General features: G+C 40.1%; 24 protein-coding genes. 15 read left to right on the top strand and 9 right to left on the bottom strand.

Translation table 11 applies throughout. From position 1 onward, the window contains the following. The first annotated feature begins 94 nt into the window (after nt 1-94). The 6 genes from ACTWPF_RS05860 (at nt 95) to ACTWPF_RS05885 (ending at nt 7,150) form a co-directional block, all read left to right on the top strand. A complete protein-coding gene (locus tag ACTWPF_RS05860) occupies nt 95-1,681 on the top strand; it encodes an ATP-binding protein (protein WP_443148654.1) in 1,587 nt (528 codons plus the stop codon). A gap of 17 nt (nt 1,682-1,698) precedes the next feature. Beyond that, nucleotides 1,699-2,376, top strand: coding sequence for a response regulator (locus ACTWPF_RS05865; protein WP_058949198.1), 678 nt, complete (start codon nt 1,699-1,701; stop codon nt 2,374-2,376). Nucleotides 2,377-2,694: 318 nt separating this feature from the next. Further along, nucleotides 2,695-3,705 (top strand): tripartite tricarboxylate transporter substrate-binding protein, encoded by a 1,011-nt coding sequence (locus tag ACTWPF_RS05870; RefSeq protein WP_161464549.1) that lies wholly within the window; start codon nt 2,695-2,697, stop codon nt 3,703-3,705. A 78-nt stretch (nt 3,706-3,783) separates the two neighbouring features. Continuing rightward, the gene (locus tag ACTWPF_RS05875) at nt 3,784-4,242 is read left to right on the top strand and encodes a tripartite tricarboxylate transporter TctB family protein (RefSeq protein ID WP_443148655.1); all 459 of its coding nucleotides are present in this window, start codon (nt 3,784-3,786) and stop codon (nt 4,240-4,242) included. 12 nt (nt 4,243-4,254) lie between these two features. Continuing rightward, a complete protein-coding gene (locus ACTWPF_RS05880) occupies nt 4,255-5,742 on the top strand; it encodes a tripartite tricarboxylate transporter permease (protein ID WP_443148656.1) in 1,488 nt (495 codons plus the stop codon). A 4-nt stretch (nt 5,743-5,746) separates the two neighbouring features. Beyond that, nucleotides 5,747-7,150 carry an SLC13 family permease gene (locus tag ACTWPF_RS05885; protein ID WP_443148657.1) on the top strand — a complete coding sequence of 468 codons (1,404 nt, stop codon included), beginning with the start codon at nt 5,747-5,749 and terminating at the stop codon, nt 7,148-7,150. 266 nt (nt 7,151-7,416) lie between these two features. Here the strand turns inward: ACTWPF_RS05885 and ACTWPF_RS05890 are convergent, their stop codons facing one another. After that, the gene (locus ACTWPF_RS05890) at nt 7,417-7,866 is read right to left on the bottom strand and encodes an Lrp/AsnC family transcriptional regulator (protein ID WP_036575383.1); all 450 of its coding nucleotides are present in this window, start codon (nt 7,864-7,866) and stop codon (nt 7,417-7,419) included. A gap of 157 nt (nt 7,867-8,023) precedes the next feature. Here ACTWPF_RS05890 and ggt point away from each other — a divergent pair, with 157 nt between their 5' ends. From ggt to ACTWPF_RS05905, 3 genes are all read left to right on the top strand, one after another. Beyond that, nucleotides 8,024-9,637: a gamma-glutamyltransferase gene (gene ggt / locus ACTWPF_RS05895; RefSeq protein ID WP_443148658.1), complete on the top strand. Its 1,614-nt coding sequence runs from the start codon at nt 8,024-8,026 to the stop codon at nt 9,635-9,637. Between the two features lie 85 nt (nt 9,638-9,722). Further along, complete coding sequence (locus tag ACTWPF_RS05900) at nt 9,723-10,298, top strand: chromate transporter (RefSeq protein WP_443148659.1); 576 nt, start codon at nt 9,723-9,725, stop codon at nt 10,296-10,298. Beyond that, nucleotides 10,295-10,822, top strand: a complete 528-nt coding sequence (locus ACTWPF_RS05905) for a chromate transporter (RefSeq protein ID WP_036575376.1) — start codon at nt 10,295-10,297, stop codon at nt 10,820-10,822. Before ACTWPF_RS05900 ends, ACTWPF_RS05905 begins: the two co-directional genes overlap by 4 nt. A 46-nt stretch (nt 10,823-10,868) precedes the next feature. Here the strand turns inward: ACTWPF_RS05905 and ACTWPF_RS05910 are convergent, their stop codons facing one another. Then, nucleotides 10,869-11,654: an HAD family hydrolase gene (locus tag ACTWPF_RS05910; RefSeq protein WP_443148660.1), complete on the bottom strand. Its 786-nt coding sequence runs from the start codon at nt 11,652-11,654 to the stop codon at nt 10,869-10,871. A 383-nt stretch (nt 11,655-12,037) separates the two neighbouring features. On the opposite strand from ACTWPF_RS05910, the gene ACTWPF_RS05915 reads away from it, so the two are divergent. Further along, a complete protein-coding gene (locus ACTWPF_RS05915) occupies nt 12,038-12,496 on the top strand; it encodes a hypothetical protein (RefSeq protein WP_443148661.1) in 459 nt (152 codons plus the stop codon). Nucleotides 12,497-12,640: 144 nt separating this feature from the next. Here ACTWPF_RS05915 and ACTWPF_RS05920 read toward each other — a convergent pair whose 3' ends face one another. Then, nucleotides 12,641-13,411 carry an HAD-IIB family hydrolase gene (locus ACTWPF_RS05920; RefSeq protein ID WP_443148662.1) on the bottom strand — a complete coding sequence of 257 codons (771 nt, stop codon included), beginning with the start codon at nt 13,409-13,411 and terminating at the stop codon, nt 12,641-12,643. A gap of 89 nt (nt 13,412-13,500) precedes the next feature. Between ACTWPF_RS05920 and ACTWPF_RS05925 the strand changes: the two genes are divergently transcribed. Then, entirely contained in the window at nt 13,501-14,199 is a 699-nt protein-coding gene (locus ACTWPF_RS05925; RefSeq protein ID WP_443148663.1) for a Crp/Fnr family transcriptional regulator, read from the top strand. A gap of 159 nt (nt 14,200-14,358) precedes the next feature. After that, entirely contained in the window at nt 14,359-14,856 is a 498-nt protein-coding gene (locus ACTWPF_RS05930; protein ID WP_443148664.1) for a hypothetical protein, read from the top strand. A gap of 127 nt (nt 14,857-14,983) precedes the next feature. On the opposite strand, the gene ACTWPF_RS05935 is transcribed toward ACTWPF_RS05930, so the two are convergent. Next, nucleotides 14,984-16,681: a M3 family oligoendopeptidase gene (locus ACTWPF_RS05935; protein WP_443148665.1), complete on the bottom strand. Its 1,698-nt coding sequence runs from the start codon at nt 16,679-16,681 to the stop codon at nt 14,984-14,986. A gap of 108 nt (nt 16,682-16,789) precedes the next feature. On the opposite strand from ACTWPF_RS05935, the gene ACTWPF_RS05940 reads away from it, so the two are divergent. Together ACTWPF_RS05940 and ACTWPF_RS05945 are read left to right on the top strand one after the other, a co-directional pair. Next, complete coding sequence (locus ACTWPF_RS05940) at nt 16,790-16,984, top strand: YwbE family protein (RefSeq protein WP_182858811.1); 195 nt, start codon at nt 16,790-16,792, stop codon at nt 16,982-16,984. A 100-nt stretch (nt 16,985-17,084) separates the two neighbouring features. Then, the gene (locus ACTWPF_RS05945; RefSeq protein ID WP_106897455.1) at nt 17,085-17,369 is read left to right on the top strand and encodes a hypothetical protein; all 285 of its coding nucleotides are present in this window, start codon (nt 17,085-17,087) and stop codon (nt 17,367-17,369) included. 345 nt (nt 17,370-17,714) lie between these two features. Here the strand turns inward: ACTWPF_RS05945 and ACTWPF_RS05950 are convergent, their stop codons facing one another. Further along, nucleotides 17,715-18,569: a CvfB family protein gene (locus ACTWPF_RS05950; protein WP_119577441.1), complete on the bottom strand. Its 855-nt coding sequence runs from the start codon at nt 18,567-18,569 to the stop codon at nt 17,715-17,717. Nucleotides 18,570-19,150: 581 nt separating this feature from the next. Here ACTWPF_RS05950 and ACTWPF_RS05955 point away from each other — a divergent pair. Further along, nucleotides 19,151-20,593 carry a serine hydrolase domain-containing protein gene (locus ACTWPF_RS05955; RefSeq protein ID WP_443148666.1) on the top strand — a complete coding sequence of 481 codons (1,443 nt, stop codon included), beginning with the start codon at nt 19,151-19,153 and terminating at the stop codon, nt 20,591-20,593. 114 nt (nt 20,594-20,707) lie between these two features. Here ACTWPF_RS05955 and ACTWPF_RS05960 read toward each other — a convergent pair whose 3' ends face one another. The 4 genes from ACTWPF_RS05960 to ACTWPF_RS05975 are packed head-to-tail and all read right to left on the bottom strand — an operon-like array spanning nt 20,708 to nt 23,258. Next, nucleotides 20,708-21,373, bottom strand: coding sequence for an ABC-2 transporter permease (locus ACTWPF_RS05960; protein ID WP_443148667.1), 666 nt, complete (start codon nt 21,371-21,373; stop codon nt 20,708-20,710). Nucleotides 21,374-21,386: 13 nt separating this feature from the next. Then, nucleotides 21,387-22,028: an ABC-2 transporter permease gene (locus ACTWPF_RS05965; RefSeq protein WP_443148668.1), complete on the bottom strand. Its 642-nt coding sequence runs from the start codon at nt 22,026-22,028 to the stop codon at nt 21,387-21,389. Next, nucleotides 22,025-22,879 (bottom strand): ABC transporter ATP-binding protein, encoded by an 855-nt coding sequence (locus ACTWPF_RS05970; protein WP_443148669.1) that lies wholly within the window; start codon nt 22,877-22,879, stop codon nt 22,025-22,027. The genes ACTWPF_RS05965 and ACTWPF_RS05970 overlap by 4 nt, the downstream gene beginning before the upstream one ends. Nucleotides 22,880-22,883: 4 nt before the next feature. Then, complete coding sequence (locus ACTWPF_RS05975) at nt 22,884-23,258, bottom strand: GntR family transcriptional regulator (RefSeq protein WP_443148670.1); 375 nt, start codon at nt 23,256-23,258, stop codon at nt 22,884-22,886. Nucleotides 23,259-23,282 lie beyond the last annotated feature (24 nt).

Raw genomic sequence — 23,282 nt, forward strand, 5'->3', positions numbered from 1 at the left:
TAGTCACTTTTCAGTATACATTCACCATGATATGATAAAGCGATTACATAGATGAATTGCAAGTAGATATAGACTCATAGAAAGGGGAATGTCTATGCCTAGGTTTTCTCTCCAAACAAAGGTCCTAGTGCTTATTATCACTCTGATTATGTTGGTCACACTTTTGTTAACCGCGATTAATGCCTATTTTGAATCGAAGGATGTGGAGGAGCAAGTAGGAGAGCGTGCGCTACAAGTTGCTACTACTCTTTCTTTTATGCCTTCCGTCAAAGCTGCATTTGCTAACGAAAACCCCGCGAACATTATCCAACCCATAGCAGAAGAAATTAGGAAGTTTATTGGGGCAGAGTTTATCGTGGTTGGGGATAAAGAAAGTGTCCGCGTCGCTCATCCTGATATCGAAAAGATTGGCAAAAAAATGGTCGGGGGCGATAATGACCGGGCCTTAATAGATGCAGAGTATTATACCTCAAAAGCAATAGGAAGTCTTGGTCCATCATTAAGGGGAAAAGCACCGATCTTTAATGACGAGGGAGAAGTTGTAGGAATTGTTTCAGTTGGCTTTATGGTGGAGGATATTCGTTCCATGATATTTAGCAAATTGGTGAAAATAAGCGGAGCTTCTCTCTTCGTCGTTCTCATTGGTATAGGTGGAGGTATCGCGCTAGCTCGAAACATAAGAAAGGATACGCTAGGACTGGAGCCACATCAAATTGCCTCCTTGTACCGAGATAGAACTGCAATTCTTTCCAGTATTAGAGAAGGGATTATTGCGATGGATAAGACAGGGAAAATAAGCTTGATGAATGGTTCAGCAAAGAAAATATTAGGTTTACAAGCAGATATGGAAAGTAGGCAAATTGAGGATGTTTTTCCAAATACGAAAATGTATGATGTGTTGCTTTCCAACAATACTGGGCAAGATGAAGAATTTGTACTGAATAAACGGCAGGTCATTGTTAATCGCACCCCTATCATAGATGGTGATGAGGTGGTAGGAGTAGTTTCCAGTTTTCGGGATAAGACAGAATTAAATGAGATGATTAATACATTATCAGAGGTCAGACAATACTCTGAAGATCTTCGTGCGCAAACCCATGAATATACTAACAAATTATATGTTATATCAGGATTGTTACAGCTTGGTCACTACCAGGACGCAATTGAACTTATTCAAAAAGAGTCACAGCTCGCTGCAAACCAGCATAAAGTACTGCTTGACCAGATAAATGATCGTACCGTACAAGCCATAATACTTGGGAAAATCGGAAAAGCTTCAGAGAAAAAGGTAACGTTTGAAATCGATGAAAACAGTTATCTCGAACCATTGCCCGAAAAGGTGGATATTGCTAAGCTTATAACCATATTGGGAAACCTAATCGATAACGCCCTGGAAGCGGTAGCAGACCAGACAGAAAAACACATCGTTTTCTTTGCAACCGATTTGGGAGAAGACATCGTATTTGAGATTGCGGATAATGGACCAGGTCTTCCTGACGAAAATATAGACCGGATCTTTAAGCAGGGATACACTACAAAAACACATCATGAACAGGCACATGGATATGGGCTAGCCATCGTAAAAGAAACAGTAGAAGACTTGGGAGGGCATTTGGAAGTGCACACGCAACCGAATGGGGGAGCGGTATTTACTGTGTTCATTCCTAGTGTTCACCGTTGAAAAAAGGGGGGAGCCGTATGATACATGTACTTATTGTGGAAGATGACTACCGGATTGCCGGTATCCATGAAGAATTTTTAGAGAAAGTAGAGGGGGTACAAGTAGTCGAAAAAGTGCTAAATGGGAAAGAAGCCTTGGAAATCATAGAAAGAGAGAAAATAGATCTTGTACTGCTAGATATTTATATGCCTGATATTTTAGGGTCAGAACTGCTACAAACCATTCGATCCTTAAACAAACAATTGGACATTATTATGATTTCTGCCGCTACCGAAGCGAAAATCGTAGGGGAAGTGTTACGCAACGGGGTATTTGACTATATTATGAAACCCGTAAAACTGGAGCGATTCATGGAGACAATGGAACGGTACAAAGAAGTAAAGGGGAAACTTGCAGCACAAAAGGAGTTGGACCAGAGTTTTCTTGATGATTATTTCGGCTATGGAAGTAGCGTGTCAATTATGGAAAAGCAAACACCAAAAGGTATTGACCCTCTTACACTAGAAAAGATAAAGCAACGCATACATACTTTAAACAACGGGGTAACTGCAGAAGAAATGGGTATGGAAATTGGCACTTCCCGAACGACTGCAAGGCGCTATCTCGAATACCTTATCACCGAGGGAGAGATCAAAGCAGAATTGGAATATGGCGTAGTAGGAAGGCCAGAAAGAAAATATCATGTTAAAAAGTAGTCATTAGAAAGGAACAATCATCACGCCGAAGAATATTTACCTTACCACTCAAATTAATTAACAGTCCGTTGGAAGCTTATTATATTGGCTGGCTTAATTAAGCTAACCCTGAAGCGAATACTATCGTGTTCGCTTTTTTTATGTTGCATCACCAGGACTTATTTTTCCCTCACAGACCCATGAACAAAATGACCAAAACGTATAGAAAAAACTTATTACCCATTATTTTGGAAACGGTTACATTAGGATCATCCTACTTTATAGTGAGTGGTAAGTAATAATTATGTGAATTTTTTGATTAAAAGAGGAGGAAATTTTATGAAGAAGGTTTTTATAGGCGTCGTATTTGTCATGCTACTTATCTTTTCAGCAGCCTGTTCTGGAGGCGATGAAGAGGCAAGTGGAACAGAGGGGTCCAAAGAATGGAAACCTGAGAAGCCAATTGAGATAGTCGCACCTGCTGGGGCAGGTGGGGGCTGGGATACTACAGCCAGAATGGCAGCAAAGGTCTTTACGGAAGAAGAAATCATAGACAGTGATATTGGTGTGGTTAACAAAGCCGGTGGTGGCGGTGCAGTCGGTTGGGCTTATGTAGCTGGGCAAGAGGGAAGTCCATACAATATGTTTGTTGCTTCCCCGCCACTTCTCTTTATCCCGTTAAATGGACAATCGGAATATGGTCATGAAGACTTTACTCCGATTGCTAACGTGATAGCCGATTATGCAGCATTTGCAGTAGCGGCAGATGCCAAATGGGACAACTTAAATGAACTATTTGATGATATGAAGAAAGACCCTTCCAGTATAACAGTGGTTGGAACATCGTCACCAGGAAGTATGGATCACATTCAGTTTGTTCAAATTGCCAAGGCAGCAGGGGTTGACGTGACAAAAATTAAATACGTATCAGACCAAGACGGAGTCGGTTTGACTCAACTTTTAAATGGAAGTGTGGATGTTTTCTCCACTGGCGTTTCTGAAACAGTAGAGCAAGTCAAAGCGGGGACAATCAAAGTTCTTGGGGTAACCTCAGAGGAAAGACTGGAAGGTGAAGTGTTGGAAGACTTCCCAACAGCTAAAGAACAGGGGATTGATGCGACGTTTGTTAACTGGCGAGGATTCTTTGGACCACCAAACATGGATGAAGAGGCGGTAGCCTACTATGAAGAAAAGTTTAAAGAATTGAGCGATTCAGAGGCCTTTGCAGATATACGCAAACAGTTCGGGTGGGACGAAATGTACATGAATAGTGAGGAATACCAGCAATTCCTTGATGAAAAAAAGGGAGAAATACAATCATTACTTGATGAATTAGGACTTGGCGAGTAGCAATTCATATTAAGGGAGGTCAGTGATTGTCTTTAGATCATTGACTTCTATCTATTTCACAAACCAGGTGGTGTAAGCATGTTAAAAACAGTGAATCAACGAATTAGTTTAGTTTTAATAGCCGTTGGGATTGGTTATTTGATTCTCGCATTTCAGCTTCCTTCGTATGCCTATGTGCCAGTTGATGCAGATATAGTCCCCATCACACTTGGCATTCTTTTAATCCTATTGGCATCTTGCCTCTATTTTTCGAAAGACTCGGAAACAGAAGAGCAGAAGGCGAGAAGAAAAATCCCTATGAAGGATATAAGAGCACTGCTTGCTGTTTTTTCCTTTATTTTTGTGTATATTCTTTTTTTGGAATTAATGGGTTTCGTCTTAATGACAATGTTGTTTATTTTCTTTTGTTCGTGGTTTCTAGGGTATAAAAAACATCTAAGCAATGCCCTTGTGTCTATCCTATTTCCGTTATGTATGTATGGGATGTTTACAGAGTTTCTTAACATAAGTCTGCCACAAGGATTATGGCCGTTTTAAGGAGGAATCTAGATGGGTTCATTAGAAGGAATTATAGCAGGGTTTCAAGTGGCTTTCAGTTTGGAAGGCTTGTTGTTTGTTATGATTGGTGTTTTTGTAGGTACTTTTATTGGAATGATGCCTGGGTTGGGCCCTATAAGTGCCATCGCGGTCATGATTCCAATTACGTTTGGAATGGACCCGGCGCCTGCGTTAGTTATGATGGCAGGTGTATACTATGGAGCTATATTTGGCGGATCAACATCCTCGATTTTATTAAATGCCCCAGGTGTGTCTGGAGCAGTGGCAACCGCATTTGATGGTTATCCGATGGCACAACAGGGAAAAGCCGGAAAAGCATTGGCCATAGCGGCGATCAGTTCGTTTATTGGTGGTACGGTTAGTGTTATTCTGCTTATGCTACTAGCTCCCATGCTTTCAAGTGTGGCAATTTCGTTTGGTCCACCTGCCTATTTCGCCCTAATGCTGATGGGCCTTACAGCTATTTCAAGTTTGTCTGAAGGTAGTACGATTAAAGCACTTATATCTGCTGTGGCGGGATTTATGATTGTCACAATTGGTATTGATGCACAAACAGGAACACAGCGGTTTACGTTTGGGAATGTAAACCTATTAGAAGGAATTGATTTTTTAGTCATTGCACTCGGACTTTTCGCACTTGCGGAGGTTTGTACGCTAATTATTAAACGAAAAGATCTTTCACAGGAAAATGCACATAAGTTGGGAAGTATGCGTCTCAGTAAACAGGATTTCAAAGACATGAGCGGCCCGGTAACACGCCACTCTTTTCTAGGATTTATTCTTGGCGTTTTGCCAGGTGCTGGTGCTACGATAGCATCTTTTATCTCTTATATTACGGAGAAGAAGCTATCAAAGAATCCTGAAGAATTCGGCAAAGGATCCGTCAAAGGACTGGCTGCCCCAGAGACAGCCAATAATGCGGCAACCAGTGGAGCGTTTGTACCGTTATTGAGCTTGGGGATTCCTGGGTCTGGTACAACTGCAGTGATGCTCGGTGCCTTTCTTGTGCTAGGTGTACAGCCAGGTCCACTGTTAATGACGGATAGGCCGGAGATTTTCTGGGGTATTATTGCAAGTATGTACATAGGGAATGTCTTCTTGCTGATCTTAAATTTGCCTCTCATTCCGTATTTCGCAAAGATATTAAAAATACCACGGCCGTTATTGATATCCCTTGTGATCATGTTTAGTATCATCGGCGTTTATGCCATTAGTTTTAATACATTTGATCTGTATATGTTATTGCTCTTTGGGGTCGTCGGCTTTGTAATGAGATTGTTTTCATTTCCGGCACCACCGTTTATTCTCGCGTTTATTCTTGGTGGCATGATGGAGCAGGCATTTAGGCAGTCCCTAACCATTTCCAATGGTAGTCTTACGGTATTTGTCCAAGATCCAATTGCGTTAACATTGTTAATTGTTGCCATGCTTTCTTTCGTTTTTCCATTGATTCGTGTTATCCGAAGTAGAAGAGCGTAAGTATATGCGGGTACGAGAAATGCTATTGTTTAAAAATATCGTTCGTTACAGTTTGTTATGCATCACCGCGATTGCCCTGTTCGGCTTGTTGAATGCAGGGATATGGAGAGAGTTCACCCCAGAACAACTGCGAACATTGTTACTGCTTCTGTTCGCCATTTATTTATGGGTAGCAGCTCCGATCCCGACAGGCGCCAGCAGTATCCTTATTCTCGCCATGCTACTTTTACTCGGCTTGGTCGATACCATGGAAGAAGCCGTAATCGGATTTCTTTCACCTGCGCTGTATTTTATTTTCATGCTATCGTTGATCAGCAAGTCTCTTGTAAAAGTAGGAATGGATCGTGTTATTGCGGGATTTTTGTTAAAAGTCAGCAGAGGAGGGCCGTCATTTGTCATTATTGGAATGCCACTGTTCATTTCAGTTTTGCCTATTTTTCTGCCCTCAGCAGTAGCCCGCTTTAAGATGCTGCTGCCAGTAACGGTAAGCTTAAATCGCTTTTACGGATTCAGAGAAAAGAGTGTTTTCCAGAAGTATTGTATTTATGTAATAGGCATGATGAATCAGAACGCTACCATGATCATTTATACTGGTGGTGGCTTTCCAATTCTGGCCTCACAGTTAATTCGAGATTATCAAATTGCGAACCTTGGGTGGATGGACTGGTTTCTATTTATTGCACCTCCATTATGGATTGGGGCATTTATCCTTGCATTTTTAGTTTGGAACTACTTAAAGAGGGTTGGAAATACAGAAGATAAGGAACCAATACCCAAGCACGAAGAAATAGAGACCCAGGGAATTAATAGTACATTCTGGATTGTGACAGGTGCATTTGTACTTATGATCCTGACGTGGATTGTAACCGATCAAAATCGAGTTCCCCTGTTACTTCCACCTATGTTGCTAATTGTGTTTTATTCGTTGCCTAGGATAGGGCTGATCACCAATCGTACAATACGCAGCTTTGATTGGGAAAATTTTTTACTACTCGGTGCTTCCTTTTCGCTGGGCTACGTTCTTGAGGCAAATGGTACTGCTCAGCAGCTGGCAGGGATGCTGGTTGAACTGATTCCTGATAATGCGGGGATTGTTATAAAGGTAGTGATCATTGCACTCATTGTATTTGTACTTCGTTTTTTCTTTGTCGTCCCATCGTCTGCAGTAATTGTGATTTTCCCGATCGTCATGTCGTACTCGGAGCTGATCGGATTGCCGCCAATTCAACTTGCGTTTCTTATCATTTTAATCATTGGCAGCATGATGGTTCTGCCAATACATACGACAACAACCTATTTGGCTTATGACACAGGTATTCTTCGTAAAAAGGAACACTACACCATTAGTATATTTTCTAGCCTTTTTTTCATGGGGATCGCTATTCTTTCTACACTCTATTATTGGTAAAAAACCAGCTGAATGCTGGTTTTTTACGTCAGGACAGGAAGTCGCGTGAGAGCAAGGAAAAGTCGCGCGCCAGCAAGGAAAGTCGCGCGCTAGCCAGAGAAAGTCGCGCGAGAGCATGAAAAGTCGCGCGCCAGCACAAGAAAGTCGCGCGTCAGCCATGAAAAATCGCGCGAGAGCCAGAGAAAGTCGCACGCCAGCCAAGAAAGTCGCGCGCCAGCCAGAGAAAGTCGCGCCCGCACCATTCTCGAGCTTCAACTCAACCAACTCTAAAGCTTAAACCCAGTCCTGCTCTTAAATCGCTTCAAGATAACAGAGCTCTCAACACGGGTGATGCCTGTAACGGCGTATAGCTCTTCATTTATAAACACTTCCAACTTTTGAAAGTCTTCCACGAGGACGTGCATGTGTAAGGTGCTCGGTCCAGTCATTTGGTAAATGCTTGCAACGTGTGGATTATCCGCAAGATTTTGTGCGACTTGCTGCAGCTGTTTGGGCTCCACATCTACTTCAAAGAAGGCAGAAACATTCTTACCAAATTTTTCTGAGTTTATGACGACAGTAAATTTTTCAATGACGCCCTTGTCTTTCAAATTTTGAATACGGTCCTTAACAGCTACACGGGAGAGGCCGACCTTTTCTGCCAGTTCGACATAGGATAACCTGCCGTCTTCAGTTAGTTCCTCCAAAAGCTTTTTATCAATATCATCATATTTCATCATTGAACCTCCATTGTATCCACATTATGAAAGTATATGTTAAAATCATAAATCTAAATGTAAGTATAAACATATTATCACCTTCTTATTGTGTTGACAAATTGCTGTGCATTACGTATGATGTTTTTATAATTCAGACAACGAAGGAGCGAAAAAAATGGATTCATTCACAAACCCATCCTACCCGTATCCTGTTACAAGGCATGCGACATATGCAAAGAATGGAATGGTGGCAACATCACAGCCTCTTGCTTCACAGGCTGGATTAGAGATATTAAAAAAAGGCGGTAATGCCATTGATGCAGCAATCGCCACTGCAGCATGTCTCACTGTTGTAGAACCTACTTCAAACGGAATAGGCGGAGATGCTTTTGCCCTTGTTTGGACAAAAGGGAAGCTACACGGACTGAATGCCAGTGGGCGTTCGCCACAAAATATTTCAATTGATGCAGTAAAAGAGAAGGGGCATGAAACAATCCCTACACATGGTTGGATTCCTGTTACAGTACCTGGTGCTCCAGGCGCTTGGGCTGAGCTATCAGAGCGATTTGGTAAGCTACCTTTAACCGAGGTTCTAGAACCAGCCATCACGTACGCCGAAGAAGGATTTCCAATATCGCCAACTTTAGGAAAGTTTTGGGCCCGTGGATATGAAGTTTTTAAAGAAAGATTAACGGATGAAGTATTTGAGAATTGGTTCAAAACCTTTGCGCCTAAAGGCCGTGCTCCAAAAATAGGAGAGATCTGGTCTTCGCCTGATCATGCCAATACGCTTCGTGCTATTGCGGAAACAAAAGGAGCATCTTTTTACAAAGGAGAGCTTGCTGAGAAAATTGCAGCTTTCTCTGAGGAAAATGGAGGCTTTTTAACAGCAGACGACCTAGCTGCATATAAACCAGATTGGGTAGATCCAATTCGAGTGAATTACCGAGGCTATGATGTATGGGAAATCCCGCCAAATGGCCAGGGAATTATTGCCCTGCAAGCACTAAATATACTTAAAGGTTTTACCTTTAACGAAAAAGAATCTGTAGATACATATCACAAACAAATTGAAGCAATCAAATTGGCTTTTGCTGATGGTCAAAAACACGTGACAGAAGAGGATGCGATGCATCATACTACAACAGACATTCTAAGTGAAGTTTATGCGGAAACACGCAGGAAGCTCATTACAGATAAAGCACTGTTACCTGAAGCGGGGGAGCCGAACAGCAGCGGTACTGTTTACTTAGCAACAGCAGATGCGGAAGGAAATATGGTTTCCTTTATACAAAGTAATTATATGGGCTTTGGTTCCGGCCTTGTGGTACCAGGAACGGGAATAGCACTGCAAAATCGCGGGCATAATTTTTCCATGGACCCTGACCATGTAAATGCATTGGTAGGTGGAAAACGAACGTACCACACGATTATTCCAGGCTTCCTAACGAAGGATGATTCGCCTGTTGGACCATTTGGTGTTATGGGTGGATTTATGCAGCCGCAGGGCCATGTGCAAGTGATGATGAATACCATTGACTTTAATTTGAACCCACAGGCGGCTTTGGACGCACCTCGTTGGCAGTGGTTAAAGGAAAAGCAAGTGGAGGTCGAAAATCGCTTCCCGCACCATCTCGCACAAGGGCTTGCAGATAAGGGACACAGAATACACATACAGCTTGAGCCAAATAGCTTTGGAAGAGGGCAAATTATTTGGCGTGATCCAGAGACCGGTATTTTAATCGGCGGTACAGAATCACGTACAGACGGCAGTGTTTCCGCCTGGTAAGCATAGAATGCGAAAGGGACTGGGAGTAAACCAGGCCTGACAAAAGAGAAACGTAACTTTATTATGTTGAAAAGGTTCGTGACGTATGAAAACACATTGGAATTTATTTATAGCTTTCTTTCGAGTGGGGATTCTTGGGTATGGTGGCGGACCTGCTTCCATTCCCTTAATCCAAAAGGAAGTAATTGAGAAATATAAGTGGATGGATAATGAAGAGTTTGGTGATCTGCTTGCATTGGGAAATACACTACCTGGACCAATTGCTACGAAATTGGCAGGCTATATTGGCTACCGAGTATCAGGTATATGGGGGATGCTAAATGCTGTGGTGGCGACTATAGTGCCGACGATTATTCTCATGATCATATTACTTGGCTCGCTTTCCTCTATTAAAGGCTATGATTGGGTGCAGGGAATGACAGCAGCGGTCATCCCTGTTGTAGGTATGATGCTAGCAGTTCTCACCTGGCAGTTTATTGCGAAATCAGGCAGTGGGCTGGGTTGGGTGAAAACGGCGATCATGATAGTTATCCTATTTGTACTTATTCAGGTCGTTGGCTTGCACCCTGGTATTATCATTGCCAGCTTGCTTGCGATTGCCTTGCTTATAAAAGATAAACCGAAACAAGGCGCTGGTGCGAAGGAGCGTGATCCTTCATGATCTACTGGGAAATTTTTATTGCCTTTTTCATACCAGGTATCCTAGGGTATGGCGGCGGACCTGCATCTATTCCACTAGTTGAAAACGAAGTGGTCGGTCGTTTTGCATGGATGAGTGTTCAGGAATTCAGTGAAATGCTCGCCCTTGCGAATGCATTACCGGGGCCGATTGCCACGAAGCTCGCCGGCTATATTGGCTATGATGTAGGGGGGATACTTGGTGCAGTGGTGGGCGTTTTTGCAGCTGTTGCACCATCACTAATTTTAATGATCCTCCTATTGCGCATCCTTTTTAAATACAAGGATTCCCCAAAGGTAAAAAGGCTTACCTTATTTGTGAGGCCAGTTATCGCAATTTTACTAGGGGTCATGGCTTGGCGTTTTTTCTTCGAATCGTATGAAGGAGTCGGCATTTGGCAGACGGTATTTTTAACTGGAGCTAGCTATATCCTGATTGAACGACTTAAAGTCCATCCGGCATTTGTTATTGCTGGGGCACTGATATATGGTGGTTTTCTGCTATAGCAAAGTAAAACGGGGCGAGTGTCAATGATGACACAGCCCCGTTTTGTTATTTCAGCAATCCAAGTTGTTTTAGTCCGTTTGCAATCCCTGATTCCGTTACCGTGGTAGTTTGATGTTTCGAATAGGGTAGAAGTTCTGGCGCACAATTTCCCATTGCGAAACCTTCACCAACCGCTTGGAGCATTTCTTTATCGTTCATCCCATCCCCAAATGCAATGGTCTGTTCTTTTTTTATATTTAAGCGGTCCATAATACGTTGTACGGCAACCCCCTTGTTAACACTTTTTCGAATAATATCATAGCCATGCTTAACGTCTTCCACATTAACTTGGGACAAGTGGATATCTGCTTCTTCCTCATATAATGCTACATCTGCAGGTTTCAAATTCATGACCGTAGCACCAAGGATACCACTTACTACGTCTTCTGTTAGAGCTTCATTCCATTTCAGATTAAAAATATCGATGAATTGCTGCACCTTTGGATGGGTTAGAGATGTAAAGTAATTTTTCTCGGACGTATAGCAAACAAGCTCATGATTATGCTCTTTGGCTAGTCTAAGGAATTCTTTAATTGTACTTTCTTTTAAAGGTTCATTGATGATGATTTCATCTTGGTATATTCCAAAAGCACCGTTATACCCAACAAAAGATTGTACGTCCAATTCTTCTGCAAGCTCTCTTACTTCATGGAGTGGTCTTCCTGTTGCCAGAAATACTTCCACCCCTTGTTTTTTTACTTCTGCAATTGCTTCTTTAGTAGATGCACTGTATGTGTGATCTGGTTTTAAAATGGTTCCATCGATATCGAGGAATAATAGTTTATATGTCATCTGGCTCTCCTTCTTCTATACATGTTTATCTCGGTGCAACCGTCCGTAAAACTCCTAGGTAAAACAGAGATGTTTTAAGTGTGAATAAACGGACGCTAACAACCCGATTCGTTCAACTAACAATCATTGGGGGAAGAATGAAAATCCCCACTAATTAAAGTTTCACTTTATATAGGAAATTCTACCATAGTTTTTCATATAGGTGAGGAAATTAAACATCTCCAATCCCAACATAACGATTATACTGGAGAGGTAGAGCAACTAAATCACATTTTTACTTATTCTTTTAACTAATGTTCAATAGAGTGAAACTTTCTCCTGTTTTCGTTCGTATATAAAGTAATAAAACTATTTTGTATATTAAGAAAAATGGGGCGATCATGATGAAAAAGCGATTCATTTTAATATCACTCTTTCTTGTACTTTTACTTTCAGCTTGTAACGGTAACGACGAATTAGCTGGAAAAACCTTTAAACTTGGTTATCCATCCCTGGATCCAAACATGTCAACAGAGGGGGATGCTGATGATCCTGATAAATATGCGTCTCTTTTGACAGTAGAATTTTTAGATGGAAATACGTTCACGAGCTCTATTCAAAACGGAGAGGGAACATATGAACTAAATGACAATGTACTTTTGCTTCATTTTAAAAATGACAATGAAATATTAAAACTAAGCTTTAAAGTTAAAGAAAGTGAGAAAGAGTTCAGTACGTACGCAGCAGAAATTAGTGATGCTGATTTTGAAATGACGAATGCGGATGCAGTAAGTCATTTTAAAAATCTATTTTCTGCATTAAATAACGATACTTATGTTGAATTTATTGAAGTAAAAGAGTGATAAAGTATTGTTGTAATTAAAAGTGGAACGAATTATAAAAAGCTTAGAGGAAAAACTTCTCTAAGCTTTTTCTAGTGTGAAGATGTGAATAACGTTGATAATCCCCGCAGAATAACAGAAAGAAGCTTTATTAACATGAATTGGTTATATGTTTATTGTTGTCTGCTTCTCACTTAATTCTTGTAGTTTTTTCGGCAACAGGATTTCGATCTCTGGCACCAACAGGTTTTCCGATGCAAACGGGGCTAGTTGCGTATTTTCGCCAACCATTACGGTATGTAAAGCATGTTGGAACATCGTAATGTCATTCACATCATTCCCAAATGCAATGTACTCTCCGTCTGCTACTCCCAGCTGTTGCAATCCACGCCACTTATTAACACCACTAGGACTAATATCTAAAATTCCTTCATTTCCATGTTTGTTAACCACCACATCTGATAAGTTCAACTTTTCTTCCATAGTCTCTATATCTGCAGACGCGAACAATAAAATCTTTACAATAGATAGTAGCTGATTTAAAGGAACGTTTTCTGCGCGGTTTTGTGTATCTAAATTTTTTAAGATGGGATGGTTAGCAGGTCCTGTATAAGCGTAATCCCGCTCTCCATCTATTAAGTAACTAACCTGATTAATGTTAATAATGGCTAGGATTTTAGCAAGTGTTTCTTCACTAAACGACACAGCTGAAAGGATTTCCCCGTTTCTGGCAACGAGCGAACCATTGCCACCGACCATAGGGTAGTGAGAAAAACGTGCCGGTAAGACGGGGAGAATATCTCGAATTGGTCTTGCGGAAGCAAAAATCACCTCATGCCCTTGTTCTACTAATTTCTCCAATGCAACCAAAAGGGCCTCTGAAACAGGCTTCCCCCTAAAGCAAATGGTTCCATCCAAATCAAATACATATTTCATAAAATTTTCCCCCATAATCATGTTAATGTTTCCATCATATCAGGTTGTATTATAATGGGAAGGACATATGTCCTAAAAAGGGGTTTACAATGAAAAATATTCAAGACGAAAAGCTACTGCAAACAGCCTTACAAAATTATGAGCTAGACAAAATAGTGGACCTGGAAAAAAAGCCACCGTTTTCTCTCCAATATTATGATGCAAATGAAGTCATTTTGCATGAAGGTACAGAATTAGAATCACTATTATTTTTAGTGGATGGAAAAGTGAAAGTAACTTCGAGTGTCGCTACAGGAAAATCATTGCTTTTGCGGTTTGTTCAGCCATTTTCTATTATTGGCGACATTGAACTCATTCGAAACGTACCTGTTCAATCACAGATCAAGGCAGTGGAGAAAACCCTGCTAATTGGCTTACCACGAGACTATATAAAAAAGTACGAGCAGGACAACCCGAAGCTTCTGCACTTATTATTAGATCATGTAGCTTACAAGCTACAAACCTGTACGACAGCTTCGCGTGTGAATTTATTAGCATCTGTGGAAAATAGATTTGCGAGTTATCTTTTGTCCACCCTAGCTGCTGATGCAGATCATCCCTTTGGTTTAGAATTGAAGACTACAAATCTGCAAGAAATAGCCGGTTTACTTGGTACAACCTATCGCCATCTTAACCGAGTAGTTCATTCTCTTATTGAAAGGGAGATTATCACAAAAGACAGGCACTTTATTCAAATACAAGATTGGTCACTTCTAGAGAAATTGTCCAATGATATACGTTATGAATGAGACAGGCAAACATCACTTCTCTTGGTAATATAAAACTGTCACAAAATGTTCACTTATGAAGAAATTTTAAAACCTATATAATAACGAAGTGTTCTTGGCAAAGCGTAGCGTTTCTGGAGCGTGAACCTAGACATTTTATAGAGAAGGGATGAGGAAAGAATGCCGACAACAAAAAAAGAAAGCTTCTATTTTGGTTTAATGATGTGTTCTGGGATGGTTATTGTGATGACCTTTTATAATTTATTCTTACAGGAACTGTTTGGCGCCATACCAGTGACTGGAATTATTATAAATCTTCTATTAGGATTTATCGTTGCATTCAGTTTAGATTTATTTATTGTGGGGCCTGTTGCGCGGAAAATCGCATTTTCACTACCTATCAAACAAGACAAACCCATTTATAAAATTTTGACGATGACTGTCTTGATGGTATTTGGAATGGTGTTATGTATGTCGCTTTACGGGTTAATAACGGCGGCGGTCATGGACAGCTTAGGCGAAACATCCTTATGGGTAAACTATGCTTCGATTGCTTTAAAGAATTTGATCATGGCGTTACCGTTACAGCTTATCATCATGGGCCCGATCGTACGTTATGTATTTACGAAATTTGTTAAGCAAAACACACCTGTAAATATGACAGGAACGGTGAATTAATAAATATGGAAGGGGAAGCTTTCTACTTGCTGTCTGTAAGTTAATAGGCTTTTCAAAGATAGCAAGAGCCGAATGGATAGAAAATAACCATTCGGCTCTTGCTTAACTATTTCTGAAACATTATAACCTATAACGCTTTATCGTCCACACTTTCAAGCCAATCCTCGATAACAGCAACTGTATCTTCCACTGTACCTTGCTCAAATGGTGATCTTAGATTAGCAGCTTCGACGAGACCAAGGAAAGATTTAGATCCACCAAGCTTACAAAGATGTAGGTAATCTTCCCATGCCTGCTTTTGGTCTTCTCTAGATTTTTTCCAGAACTGGAATGCACAAATTTGTGCCAATGTGTAATCAATATAATAGAATGGAACATCATAGATATGGCCTTGACGTTGCCAATAGCTGCCAGCTTCCAAATAAGCATTTCCATCATAATCAATGTGCGGAAGGTATGTTTCCTCTAGCTTTTTCCAAGCCTGCTTGCGCTCATCTGGTGTCCACTCTGGGTTCTCATAAACAAGGTGCTGGAATTCATCTACAGCAACACCGTATGGAATAAAGTGTAGTCCACTTGCCAGGTGTGCATATTTATATTTTTCCGTATCCTCTTTGAAAAATAACTCCATCCATGGCCATGTAAAGAATTCCATGCTCATGGAGTGGATTTCCGCTGATTCATATGTTGGGAACAAATACTCTGGCACTCCGATATTTCTGCTGGAATACGCTTGGAATGCATGGCCTGCTTCATGTGTCAGGACATCGATATCACCAGATGTGCCATTGAAATTAGCAAAGATAAATGGTGCTTGGTAGTCCTCGATTAAGGTACAATATCCACCAGCTTCTTTTCCCTTTTTCGCCTCTAGATCCATCAAATTACGATCAAGCATGAATTGGAAAAACTCATTGGTTTCATCAGATAATTCCTTGTACATTTGTTTCCCGTTTTCGATGATCCATTCAGGAGACCCTTTTGGTGTGGCATTCCCTGTCTTAAAGTCAAAATTAACATCGTAGAATTTCAGCTTATCTACTCCGATTCGCTCGGCCTGCTTTTTATAAAGATTAGAAGCAAGTGGTACAATGACATCTCGAACTTGTTTACGGAAGACGTCTACCATTTCTGCATTATAATCAATTCGCTGCATCCGTACATAGCCAAGTTCAACAAAGTTCTTATAGCCTAATTTCACGGCGATTTCGTGACGTACTTTTACTAATTTGTCGTAAATCTCATCAAATTTATCGGCGTGTTCTGAAAAGAAACCAGCACTCGCATTCATTGCTTCTTTACGTACAGCGCGATCTTTATGCTCTGCAAAAGGACCCAGCTGTGCTAAGGTATACGTTCCACCTTGGAATTCTACTTCCGCAGATGCGACAAGCTTGGAATAGCTGGATGATAATTTGTTTTCCTCCTGCAATAGATTCATAACTTCAGGTGAGAAGGATTTAATTTGGTAGTCGGCAATTTGGAATAGCTGAGAACCCCATTGGTTTTCCAACTCTTCTCGGTAAGGGGAGGAGACCAATTCTTTATAGAAAGCTGTTGCCATTTCAGATATCTCTGGACTTACCTCGTCAAAAAAGTCCCGCTCTTTTTGATAGTAAGCATCATTTGTATCAATCGAAGCACGTATGTAGACAAGATTGAACATGGTAGCTAATGTATTTCTTCTCTTATTAATTGCTTCGATCGCTTCTGTAGCTTCCTTATAGGAAGAAGCTTCTTTGAATTTGTTTAATAACACGTTGAATTTCTCTTTTTCTGCTGGCATATCTGGTCGCTCATAAGTGTAATTTTCAAAAGTTTGCATGATGACCCTCCTTTATCCTATTAATATTCGACATAAAAGGGGAGAATCCTTTTTCTCTAAATAAAATTATTATATAATGGAGCGAAGTCAGTAGGAGGAGCTATTAAAATGCAAATAGATGGAAGACATCGTAAAAATATATACCCAGGACTTGAAGTTGAGGTCATTTTAAAGAAGGATCAAAGATCAGGAAATCGAACCGCAGGGATTGTAAAAGATTTATTAACAAAATCCTCGTTTCATCCACATGGAATAAAGGTTCGCTTAGAAGATGGACAGGTAGGAAGAGTAGTGTATGATTAAGAAAGATAGTTAACTAGACTATCTTTCCGGCAATTGACTTTCCAACTGTTCACTTGTAGACTGTAAGTAGTTTACTATACATAAATCATGGGGTGAAAAGATGATAGAAACTGTTCTAACTATTGGAGGCGTCACGGCTGCAATCCTTGTCGCGATTAGTTTGTTTATTTCTAAAGCGGTATCAAAAGATAAATATATTGGATATTTCCCAAGCTTTATTGTTGCACTTGCTGGTGGGGTATTTATCGTGCTAGCCGCACTTGCTGGTAAAGCAGACATTATGGGACTAGGCTATGGTGGATGGGGAATCGCATTCTTATTTGCAGCAGCAGCTGGCATCCTTATCACAACTATACTAGATTCGTCTGCAAACGCAGAGGCATAGAAAATGATCGCACCAAGGAACCTGTAGAGGAGCAATGCTTTTCTACGGTTTTTTTTATAGAAGAAAACCAGTTTGATATCCCGATACTAAATGGAAGAGGGGTTATAAGGATGAAGAAAATTGCTTCAAGCTATTCTTAAAGCATTACATCGGATTCGTGTTGATCTTACTGTTAATTACTTTCCTCCTCGGGTCTTCTAATGCCACATCAGTACCTTTCCTCGTAACAGTAGCACTGCCGATAACCGCAGTGATGCTTTTTACTGGATGGGATGAAAAGTTAAAGAAATACTTGCCTTAGAATAATAAAATCCACCTGCAATAGAGCTAGGTGGATTTTCTACATTATTTTAAATACGTACTACCGTCACGCTGTTCAACTTTTCCTTCTTTCATAAGCTTTCCAAGCGCCCGCTTAAATGCTGCTTTACTTATTTGGAAGGTTCCACGAATATCTTCTGGATCACTTTTATCACCAAATGGAATGACGCCACCACTAAGCTCAAGACGCTCCATAATTGCATCCGCATCTTCGCCCATGCTATCTTGCTTTAACGGGCGAAGCGAAACATTTAATGTGCCATCAGGTCTTACTTCAATAACACGACCGGTTACAAACTCACCTAGGCGCGGCTCTGTTTTTCGTTCTGTGTAATGGATAAATCCACGGTAATCTTCAGTTGTTAGGAAAGCTGCTCCTTCTCTGCTTGTATGATACACCGTTCCCGAAACCTGTTGGTTTAACAATTCGTCGGGAGCAAGCTCCACTTCACGAGCAATCACACCTTCTGTTGCAGGGATGGCAAGTAATCTGTCTCTTTGGTCTTTGCCAAGTGTAACAAAAAGCTTGTCTCCTTTTTCGGGCCATACGGATTCAAACAGGGGGAGATCATCTTTGGAAACAAGTATTTCCTTTGTTGTACCAATGTTAACGAAAGCTCCAAGATTAGCAAGCACTTCTACCACTTCAGCCCAGCCATACTCATCCATTTGAATAGAAGGGAGTTTTGTTGTAGCTATCGTGTTTCCTTTTTTATCCTGGTAAAGGAAGACCTCTACTTCTTGGTCAACTTCAAGCTCTGTTTCCGTTTCATTGTGGTGCAACAATGCTTCTTCTAGATCTTTTTGCAGGACATAACCCGTATCAATTTTTCGAAGTACTACCATTGTTTGGATAGTACCTATAGGTAAATCACTCATTAGCAAACCTTCTTTCATTTTATGTAAGATTGGAAAAGGGGTACTCACTAGTAAGAGTACCCCTTTGATTTACAAAGTAACACATAAGATTTAAATTTTTATTAACCCCGAATAGATCGGGTGGGAAATTCTTTTTATAACCTCGGAAAACATACGATTTCCAGGCGTATTTAGGCTACAAGCCATATATTCTTCCTTTATAATTCGAAAACCTTTATAAGGTTTTTTAGAATTTCACTTAACCGCGGTACGTGTTCCACTGGGTGTTCTCTAACTTAAGCAACATAAGCCCTACCTGCTCTTATGTCCTTGCGACCCCTTAGTCGCGCCAGTGTGAATAAGCATCTTCGATAAACATTGTAGAATGCCAGATCACTTATCTGTTACTTCTTTTACTACCAACGTTTATAATCTCATAAATGCTGTACGTTGTCAAGAAGAATTTCGTTTGCAATATAACAAATAAGAATATCGGTCTGAAGTCGTAGATAATACCAAACTAGCGGAGGGTGTATAAACGACCTGAGAGGATTAAAGTGTATCTAAAGACATTCAAACAAAAAGAGAGTAGGGATTACTTTATGAAACAAGAAACGGAGATACACGAATTCGAACAATATTTTGATGACATTTTGAAAAGATACAACGTACCTGGGTTTGCAATGGGAATAGCCGAAGATGGTGAATTGGGTTATAAGAAAGAGTTTGGATTCCGCGACAGTGAAGAGAAGCTACCGTTATCTTTGGATACTGTTTTTGGGGTAGGTTCTATAACAAAAGCCATTACAGCGATTGCTATTCTTCAGTTACAGGAGAAGAGGAAGCTTAACGTACATGACCCTGTCAGTAACTATTTACCTGAATTTAAGACGCCTAATGAAGAACAATCCGAAAAAATAAGTCTACACCAATTTTTGACACACTCATCAGGCATTCCACCATTAGCTACTTTAATGGGCGCAGTAAAGAAAAGTATGGAAAGTGATCCAACTTTTATAGTAGATCCAGAGCAAGGAAATCCATTAGATTCGATTCATACAATTGATACGCATGGGGATTTAATGGATGCTATTGCTAAAACTGAATTCACATTACTAGGGGAACCAGGAACAGAATTCAGTTATTCCAATGACGGTTATGCCCTTTTAGGTGCAATTATAGAAACGGTTAGTGGTATGTCGTACGAACAATATGTGCAAGAAAATATTTTCAACCCTGCTGGTATGCACCATAGTGTTTTTCAATATGAGGACTTGAAGGGATATGAAGATATAGCCGTCTTATATGTCTTGGAAACTAATGAGGATGAAAAAATGATAGCGAGGTCCAATCATCCATGGGATGCACCAGCAATGCGTGCGGCAGGTTTTATAAAGTCGACAGTGAATGATATGCTCAAATTTATGGAAATCATACGGAATGAAGGAAAAGTTGGAAGTGCAAGAATCCTATCCGCTGAAAGTGTGAAGGTTATGACGACGCCGTACATGCAATGCTCACATGACACTTATTACGGATATGGCGTCATGATTATTCCAGATTTCTTTGGATATAAGCTCATTCACCATGGGGGTGATATAAAAGGGGTAACAGCTCAAATAGGTATTCTTCCAGAACGCGGATTAACCGGAATATCGCTTGCAAATCTTGCAGAAGCGCCGTCTTCCAAACTTCTATTTAGTGCATTTGCTAGTTACTTAGGAAAGCTTGCTGATGCTTCACACTTAGATGTCGAGATTGTCGACATACCATGTGAAAGCTTAAAAGAGTTTGAAGGAACTTTCATGGCAAACGATGGCATGACAAGCTCGTTTTATTTAGAAAATGATGAGTTGTATGTGGCAATTCCTGGCTTTGTTACTAAAGTACTTAAACCAATTGGGAATGACCAGTTTTTAACATCCATGAGGGACCAGAATACCACCATTCGTTTTAGAAGAAATGAGAATAGAAATATTCATCGGGTTGAAGTTGCATTCCGACAAATTTCAAAGGTAGAGGAAGGTAATGAATCGATGAATTAGACTACAACCTTTTGACAATCAGAAACAGCCGAAGAACCAGTAATTACAAGGTTCTAGGCTGTTTTTAATTCTATCTGTAAAATTAACACATAATCTCTCGAGAACAAATTGTTTTCAAGAAACCTTAGCTTTTTTTACAAACAACAGTTCGGAAAGCTTTAAAGAAAGATAAAAAAGGATAGCTGTTACCAAACTAAGTGTTACATATGGCTGGAAAGGAATGTACTTTTCCACGAGCAACACAAACCCCGGGTCAAGGTCATTAAAGATGATTTCCTGCTCCATTCCTAAAACATTTGTTAAAGGTGGGAGGGAGAAAATAATGGAGAAAAAATATAAAAATGCAAGCCCTCCAGTAGCCATTAAGAAGGAAGTAAGACCATAATATAGTGGAATAGCCACTGCTTCTATCAATGCAGCCATACATAAAAGTACCAGCATATCCTTCCAACTATAAACATAGTAGTTATTTTCGAATAGGAGGCTAAGGATTCTTCCACATAGTCCTTGATAAAAGATAAAGAATATACCTACCATTAAAATAGAAACGTATCTACCTTGCACAATGGATGCTCTTTTAACAGGCAGGCTAGACATATAGAGCCTGCTTTTTGATCGCTGGTCTGTATAAAACAAGCCGATCAAGGTGGTCATAACATATACATTGAAAACAAAGAATGACGGAAGCATAACAGCATAGAACAATGGTATGGTTAGGAGAAAAGTAAGCAAAGTTCCCCAAGTTGGCATAATTAGGTCGTATTTAACAAAGTGTAGCATGGTAATCCTCCTCTCAAACTTTCGCTTTTTTTGTGTATATCCAGGCAGATAAAAGATAGGACAAGTATAAGAATACAAGGGAAATTGCCACAAGGATAATGATTGGTTGGATTTCAATTAAATTGGAAAACCAAGATAAAATCGGTTCGTGAAAAGTAATGAGATCATTTCCAAGCGTGACTGAGAAAGCAAAGGTACTAAAAACTAGTAGCCCCATCTGAATTACAAATGCTTTAGTAAAAGATGTTACGAGATAGTAGATTGGCATAGATAACGATACAACTATACAAATCGTAGTAAACAATAACGTTATACTTATGGCATCAATAGGTGGGGAAGTCAAATAAGGCAACCCCTTAGAAGCAATGCTATCTATAAGCCATACGTATGAAAGAAAGCCGATTAGAAATAAAAGCAAATACAGATACCTGCTTAATACAACATGATGAAGCTTTACAGGAAGGCTACTGATAAATCGATTTACATGATTACGATGATCAAAATAGAATAGATTAAAAAGGAAATGAATAATGATCACAAAGAAAAAATAACTTTCTGTAAATCCCATCACATAAAATAATGGGATTAATAGCCCATTAAATCCGTAATAGAAACTATTAATATGGAAATCTTTCTTCATCAAGTGCGCAATCATTCAGGTTCCTCCCTTGTCAGGAAGTACATAATATCTTCCAGACTAGCTTTCTCTATCACTAAATCATCACCATAAGCATTAAAAACAGTGGGGTCTCCTTCAAAGAGTGCTGAAAATCCATGCTGGCTCATTTTTATCCCCGAGAAGAGGGTTTCTGTATCTGCATCAATCATTTCCCGCTTCCCTTTCACAATATGGAACTGTTCCTGTATTTCGAGCATGCTTTTTTGAAAAATAATTTCGCCTTTATATATGAAAACAATATAATCAGCTATTCGCTCAAGGTCTGTGGTGATGTGTGTGGACAGGAAAATCGTTTGATTATCACGCAGCATTAATTCCTGTAATAGATCAAGCAACTCTCTACGAAATATTGGGTCAAGACCTGAAGTTGGCTCATCCATAATAATGAATTCAGGCTCATGCGCTAGCGCGAAAAGTAGCGAGCACTTCATTTTCATACCTTTGGAAAAATGCTTTAATTTCTTCTTTAATGGTAAATCAAACTCTTTTAAATATTGTTGGAACAGCGTTTCATTCCAATTTTCATAAAGTGGGGCAATAAACGACTTCATTTTCTTAATGTTAAATTCCTCATACATATAAAGTTCATCATAGACAAATCCAATTCGTTGCTTCATTCGATGGTTTTTATTGCTCTCATCAAATAGTGTGATGTCTCCACTGTCAGGAGGGAGGAGGTCCATCAGCATTTGAATGGTCGTTGTTTTGCCACTGCCATTTGGGCCAATAAATCCGGTAACATAGCCTTGAGGAATCGTTAAATTAATTGTATCCAGCGTAAAATCTTTTCTCTTCTTTGTCACGTCATGAAACTCTACAGCATTCATGCATCTACTCTCCTTCATAGTAAATCTCCAACAGTTCGATTAAGTCATCTTTAGAAAGTCCAAGCCGTTTTCCTTCTGTTGTGAGTTTTTCCAGCTCATTCTCTAGCTCGCGAACCTGCCATTCTTTCAAAACATGGGGCTGTTGACCAGCAACAAAGGTTCCTTTGCCAACAGAGGATATAAGGTATCCCTCATTTTCCAGATCCTCATATGCCCTTTTGGTTGTAATCACACTTACCTTCAAATCCTTGGCAAGCGCACGCATGGAGGGGAGCGCATCGCCTTCCTTCAGCTCTCCGGAATAAATATGCTGTTTAATCTGTTCCTTGATTTGCTGGAACAATGGCTCTTTACTCGTACTGGCAATTAGAATATTCATTTACAAAACCTCATTTTGTTATTG

This window comes from Oceanobacillus sp. M65 (genome assembly GCF_052246275.1).
Classification (GTDB): domain Bacteria; phylum Bacillota; class Bacilli; order Bacillales; family Amphibacillaceae; genus Oceanobacillus_B; species Oceanobacillus_B jordanicus.

Bases quoted from the DNA above. Each gene is read 5' to 3' on its own strand.
- ACTWPF_RS05860 (WP_443148654.1), top strand. From the start codon at position 95: ATGCCTAGGTTTTCTCTCCAAACAAAGGTCCTAGTGCTTATTATCACT.
- ACTWPF_RS05865 (WP_058949198.1), top strand. From the start codon at position 1,699: ATGATACATGTACTTATTGTGGAAGATGACTACCGGATTGCCGGTATC.
- ACTWPF_RS05870 (WP_161464549.1), top strand. From the start codon at position 2,695: ATGAAGAAGGTTTTTATAGGCGTCGTATTTGTCATGCTACTTATCTTT.
- ACTWPF_RS05875 (WP_443148655.1), top strand. From the start codon at position 3,784: ATGTTAAAAACAGTGAATCAACGAATTAGTTTAGTTTTAATAGCCGTT.
- ACTWPF_RS05880 (WP_443148656.1), top strand. From the start codon at position 4,255: ATGGGTTCATTAGAAGGAATTATAGCAGGGTTTCAAGTGGCTTTCAGT.
- ACTWPF_RS05885 (WP_443148657.1), top strand. From the start codon at position 5,747: ATGCGGGTACGAGAAATGCTATTGTTTAAAAATATCGTTCGTTACAGT.
- ACTWPF_RS05890 (WP_036575383.1), bottom strand. From the start codon at position 7,866: ATGAAATATGATGATATTGATAAAAAGCTTTTGGAGGAACTAACTGAA.
- ggt (WP_443148658.1), top strand. From the start codon at position 8,024: ATGGATTCATTCACAAACCCATCCTACCCGTATCCTGTTACAAGGCAT.
- ACTWPF_RS05900 (WP_443148659.1), top strand. From the start codon at position 9,723: ATGAAAACACATTGGAATTTATTTATAGCTTTCTTTCGAGTGGGGATT.
- ACTWPF_RS05905 (WP_036575376.1), top strand. From the start codon at position 10,295: ATGATCTACTGGGAAATTTTTATTGCCTTTTTCATACCAGGTATCCTA.
- ACTWPF_RS05910 (WP_443148660.1), bottom strand. From the start codon at position 11,654: ATGACATATAAACTATTATTCCTCGATATCGATGGAACCATTTTAAAA.
- ACTWPF_RS05915 (WP_443148661.1), top strand. From the start codon at position 12,038: ATGAAAAAGCGATTCATTTTAATATCACTCTTTCTTGTACTTTTACTT.
- ACTWPF_RS05920 (WP_443148662.1), bottom strand. From the start codon at position 13,411: ATGAAATATGTATTTGATTTGGATGGAACCATTTGCTTTAGGGGGAAG.
- ACTWPF_RS05925 (WP_443148663.1), top strand. From the start codon at position 13,501: ATGAAAAATATTCAAGACGAAAAGCTACTGCAAACAGCCTTACAAAAT.
- ACTWPF_RS05930 (WP_443148664.1), top strand. From the start codon at position 14,359: ATGCCGACAACAAAAAAAGAAAGCTTCTATTTTGGTTTAATGATGTGT.
- ACTWPF_RS05935 (WP_443148665.1), bottom strand. From the start codon at position 16,681: ATGCAAACTTTTGAAAATTACACTTATGAGCGACCAGATATGCCAGCA.
- ACTWPF_RS05940 (WP_182858811.1), top strand. From the start codon at position 16,790: ATGCAAATAGATGGAAGACATCGTAAAAATATATACCCAGGACTTGAA.
- ACTWPF_RS05945 (WP_106897455.1), top strand. From the start codon at position 17,085: ATGATAGAAACTGTTCTAACTATTGGAGGCGTCACGGCTGCAATCCTT.
- ACTWPF_RS05950 (WP_119577441.1), bottom strand. From the start codon at position 18,569: ATGAGTGATTTACCTATAGGTACTATCCAAACAATGGTAGTACTTCGA.
- ACTWPF_RS05955 (WP_443148666.1), top strand. From the start codon at position 19,151: ATGAAACAAGAAACGGAGATACACGAATTCGAACAATATTTTGATGAC.
- ACTWPF_RS05960 (WP_443148667.1), bottom strand. From the start codon at position 21,373: ATGCTACACTTTGTTAAATACGACCTAATTATGCCAACTTGGGGAACT.
- ACTWPF_RS05965 (WP_443148668.1), bottom strand. From the start codon at position 22,028: ATGATTGCGCACTTGATGAAGAAAGATTTCCATATTAATAGTTTCTAT.
- ACTWPF_RS05970 (WP_443148669.1), bottom strand. From the start codon at position 22,879: ATGAATGCTGTAGAGTTTCATGACGTGACAAAGAAGAGAAAAGATTTT.
- ACTWPF_RS05975 (WP_443148670.1), bottom strand. From the start codon at position 23,258: ATGAATATTCTAATTGCCAGTACGAGTAAAGAGCCATTGTTCCAGCAA.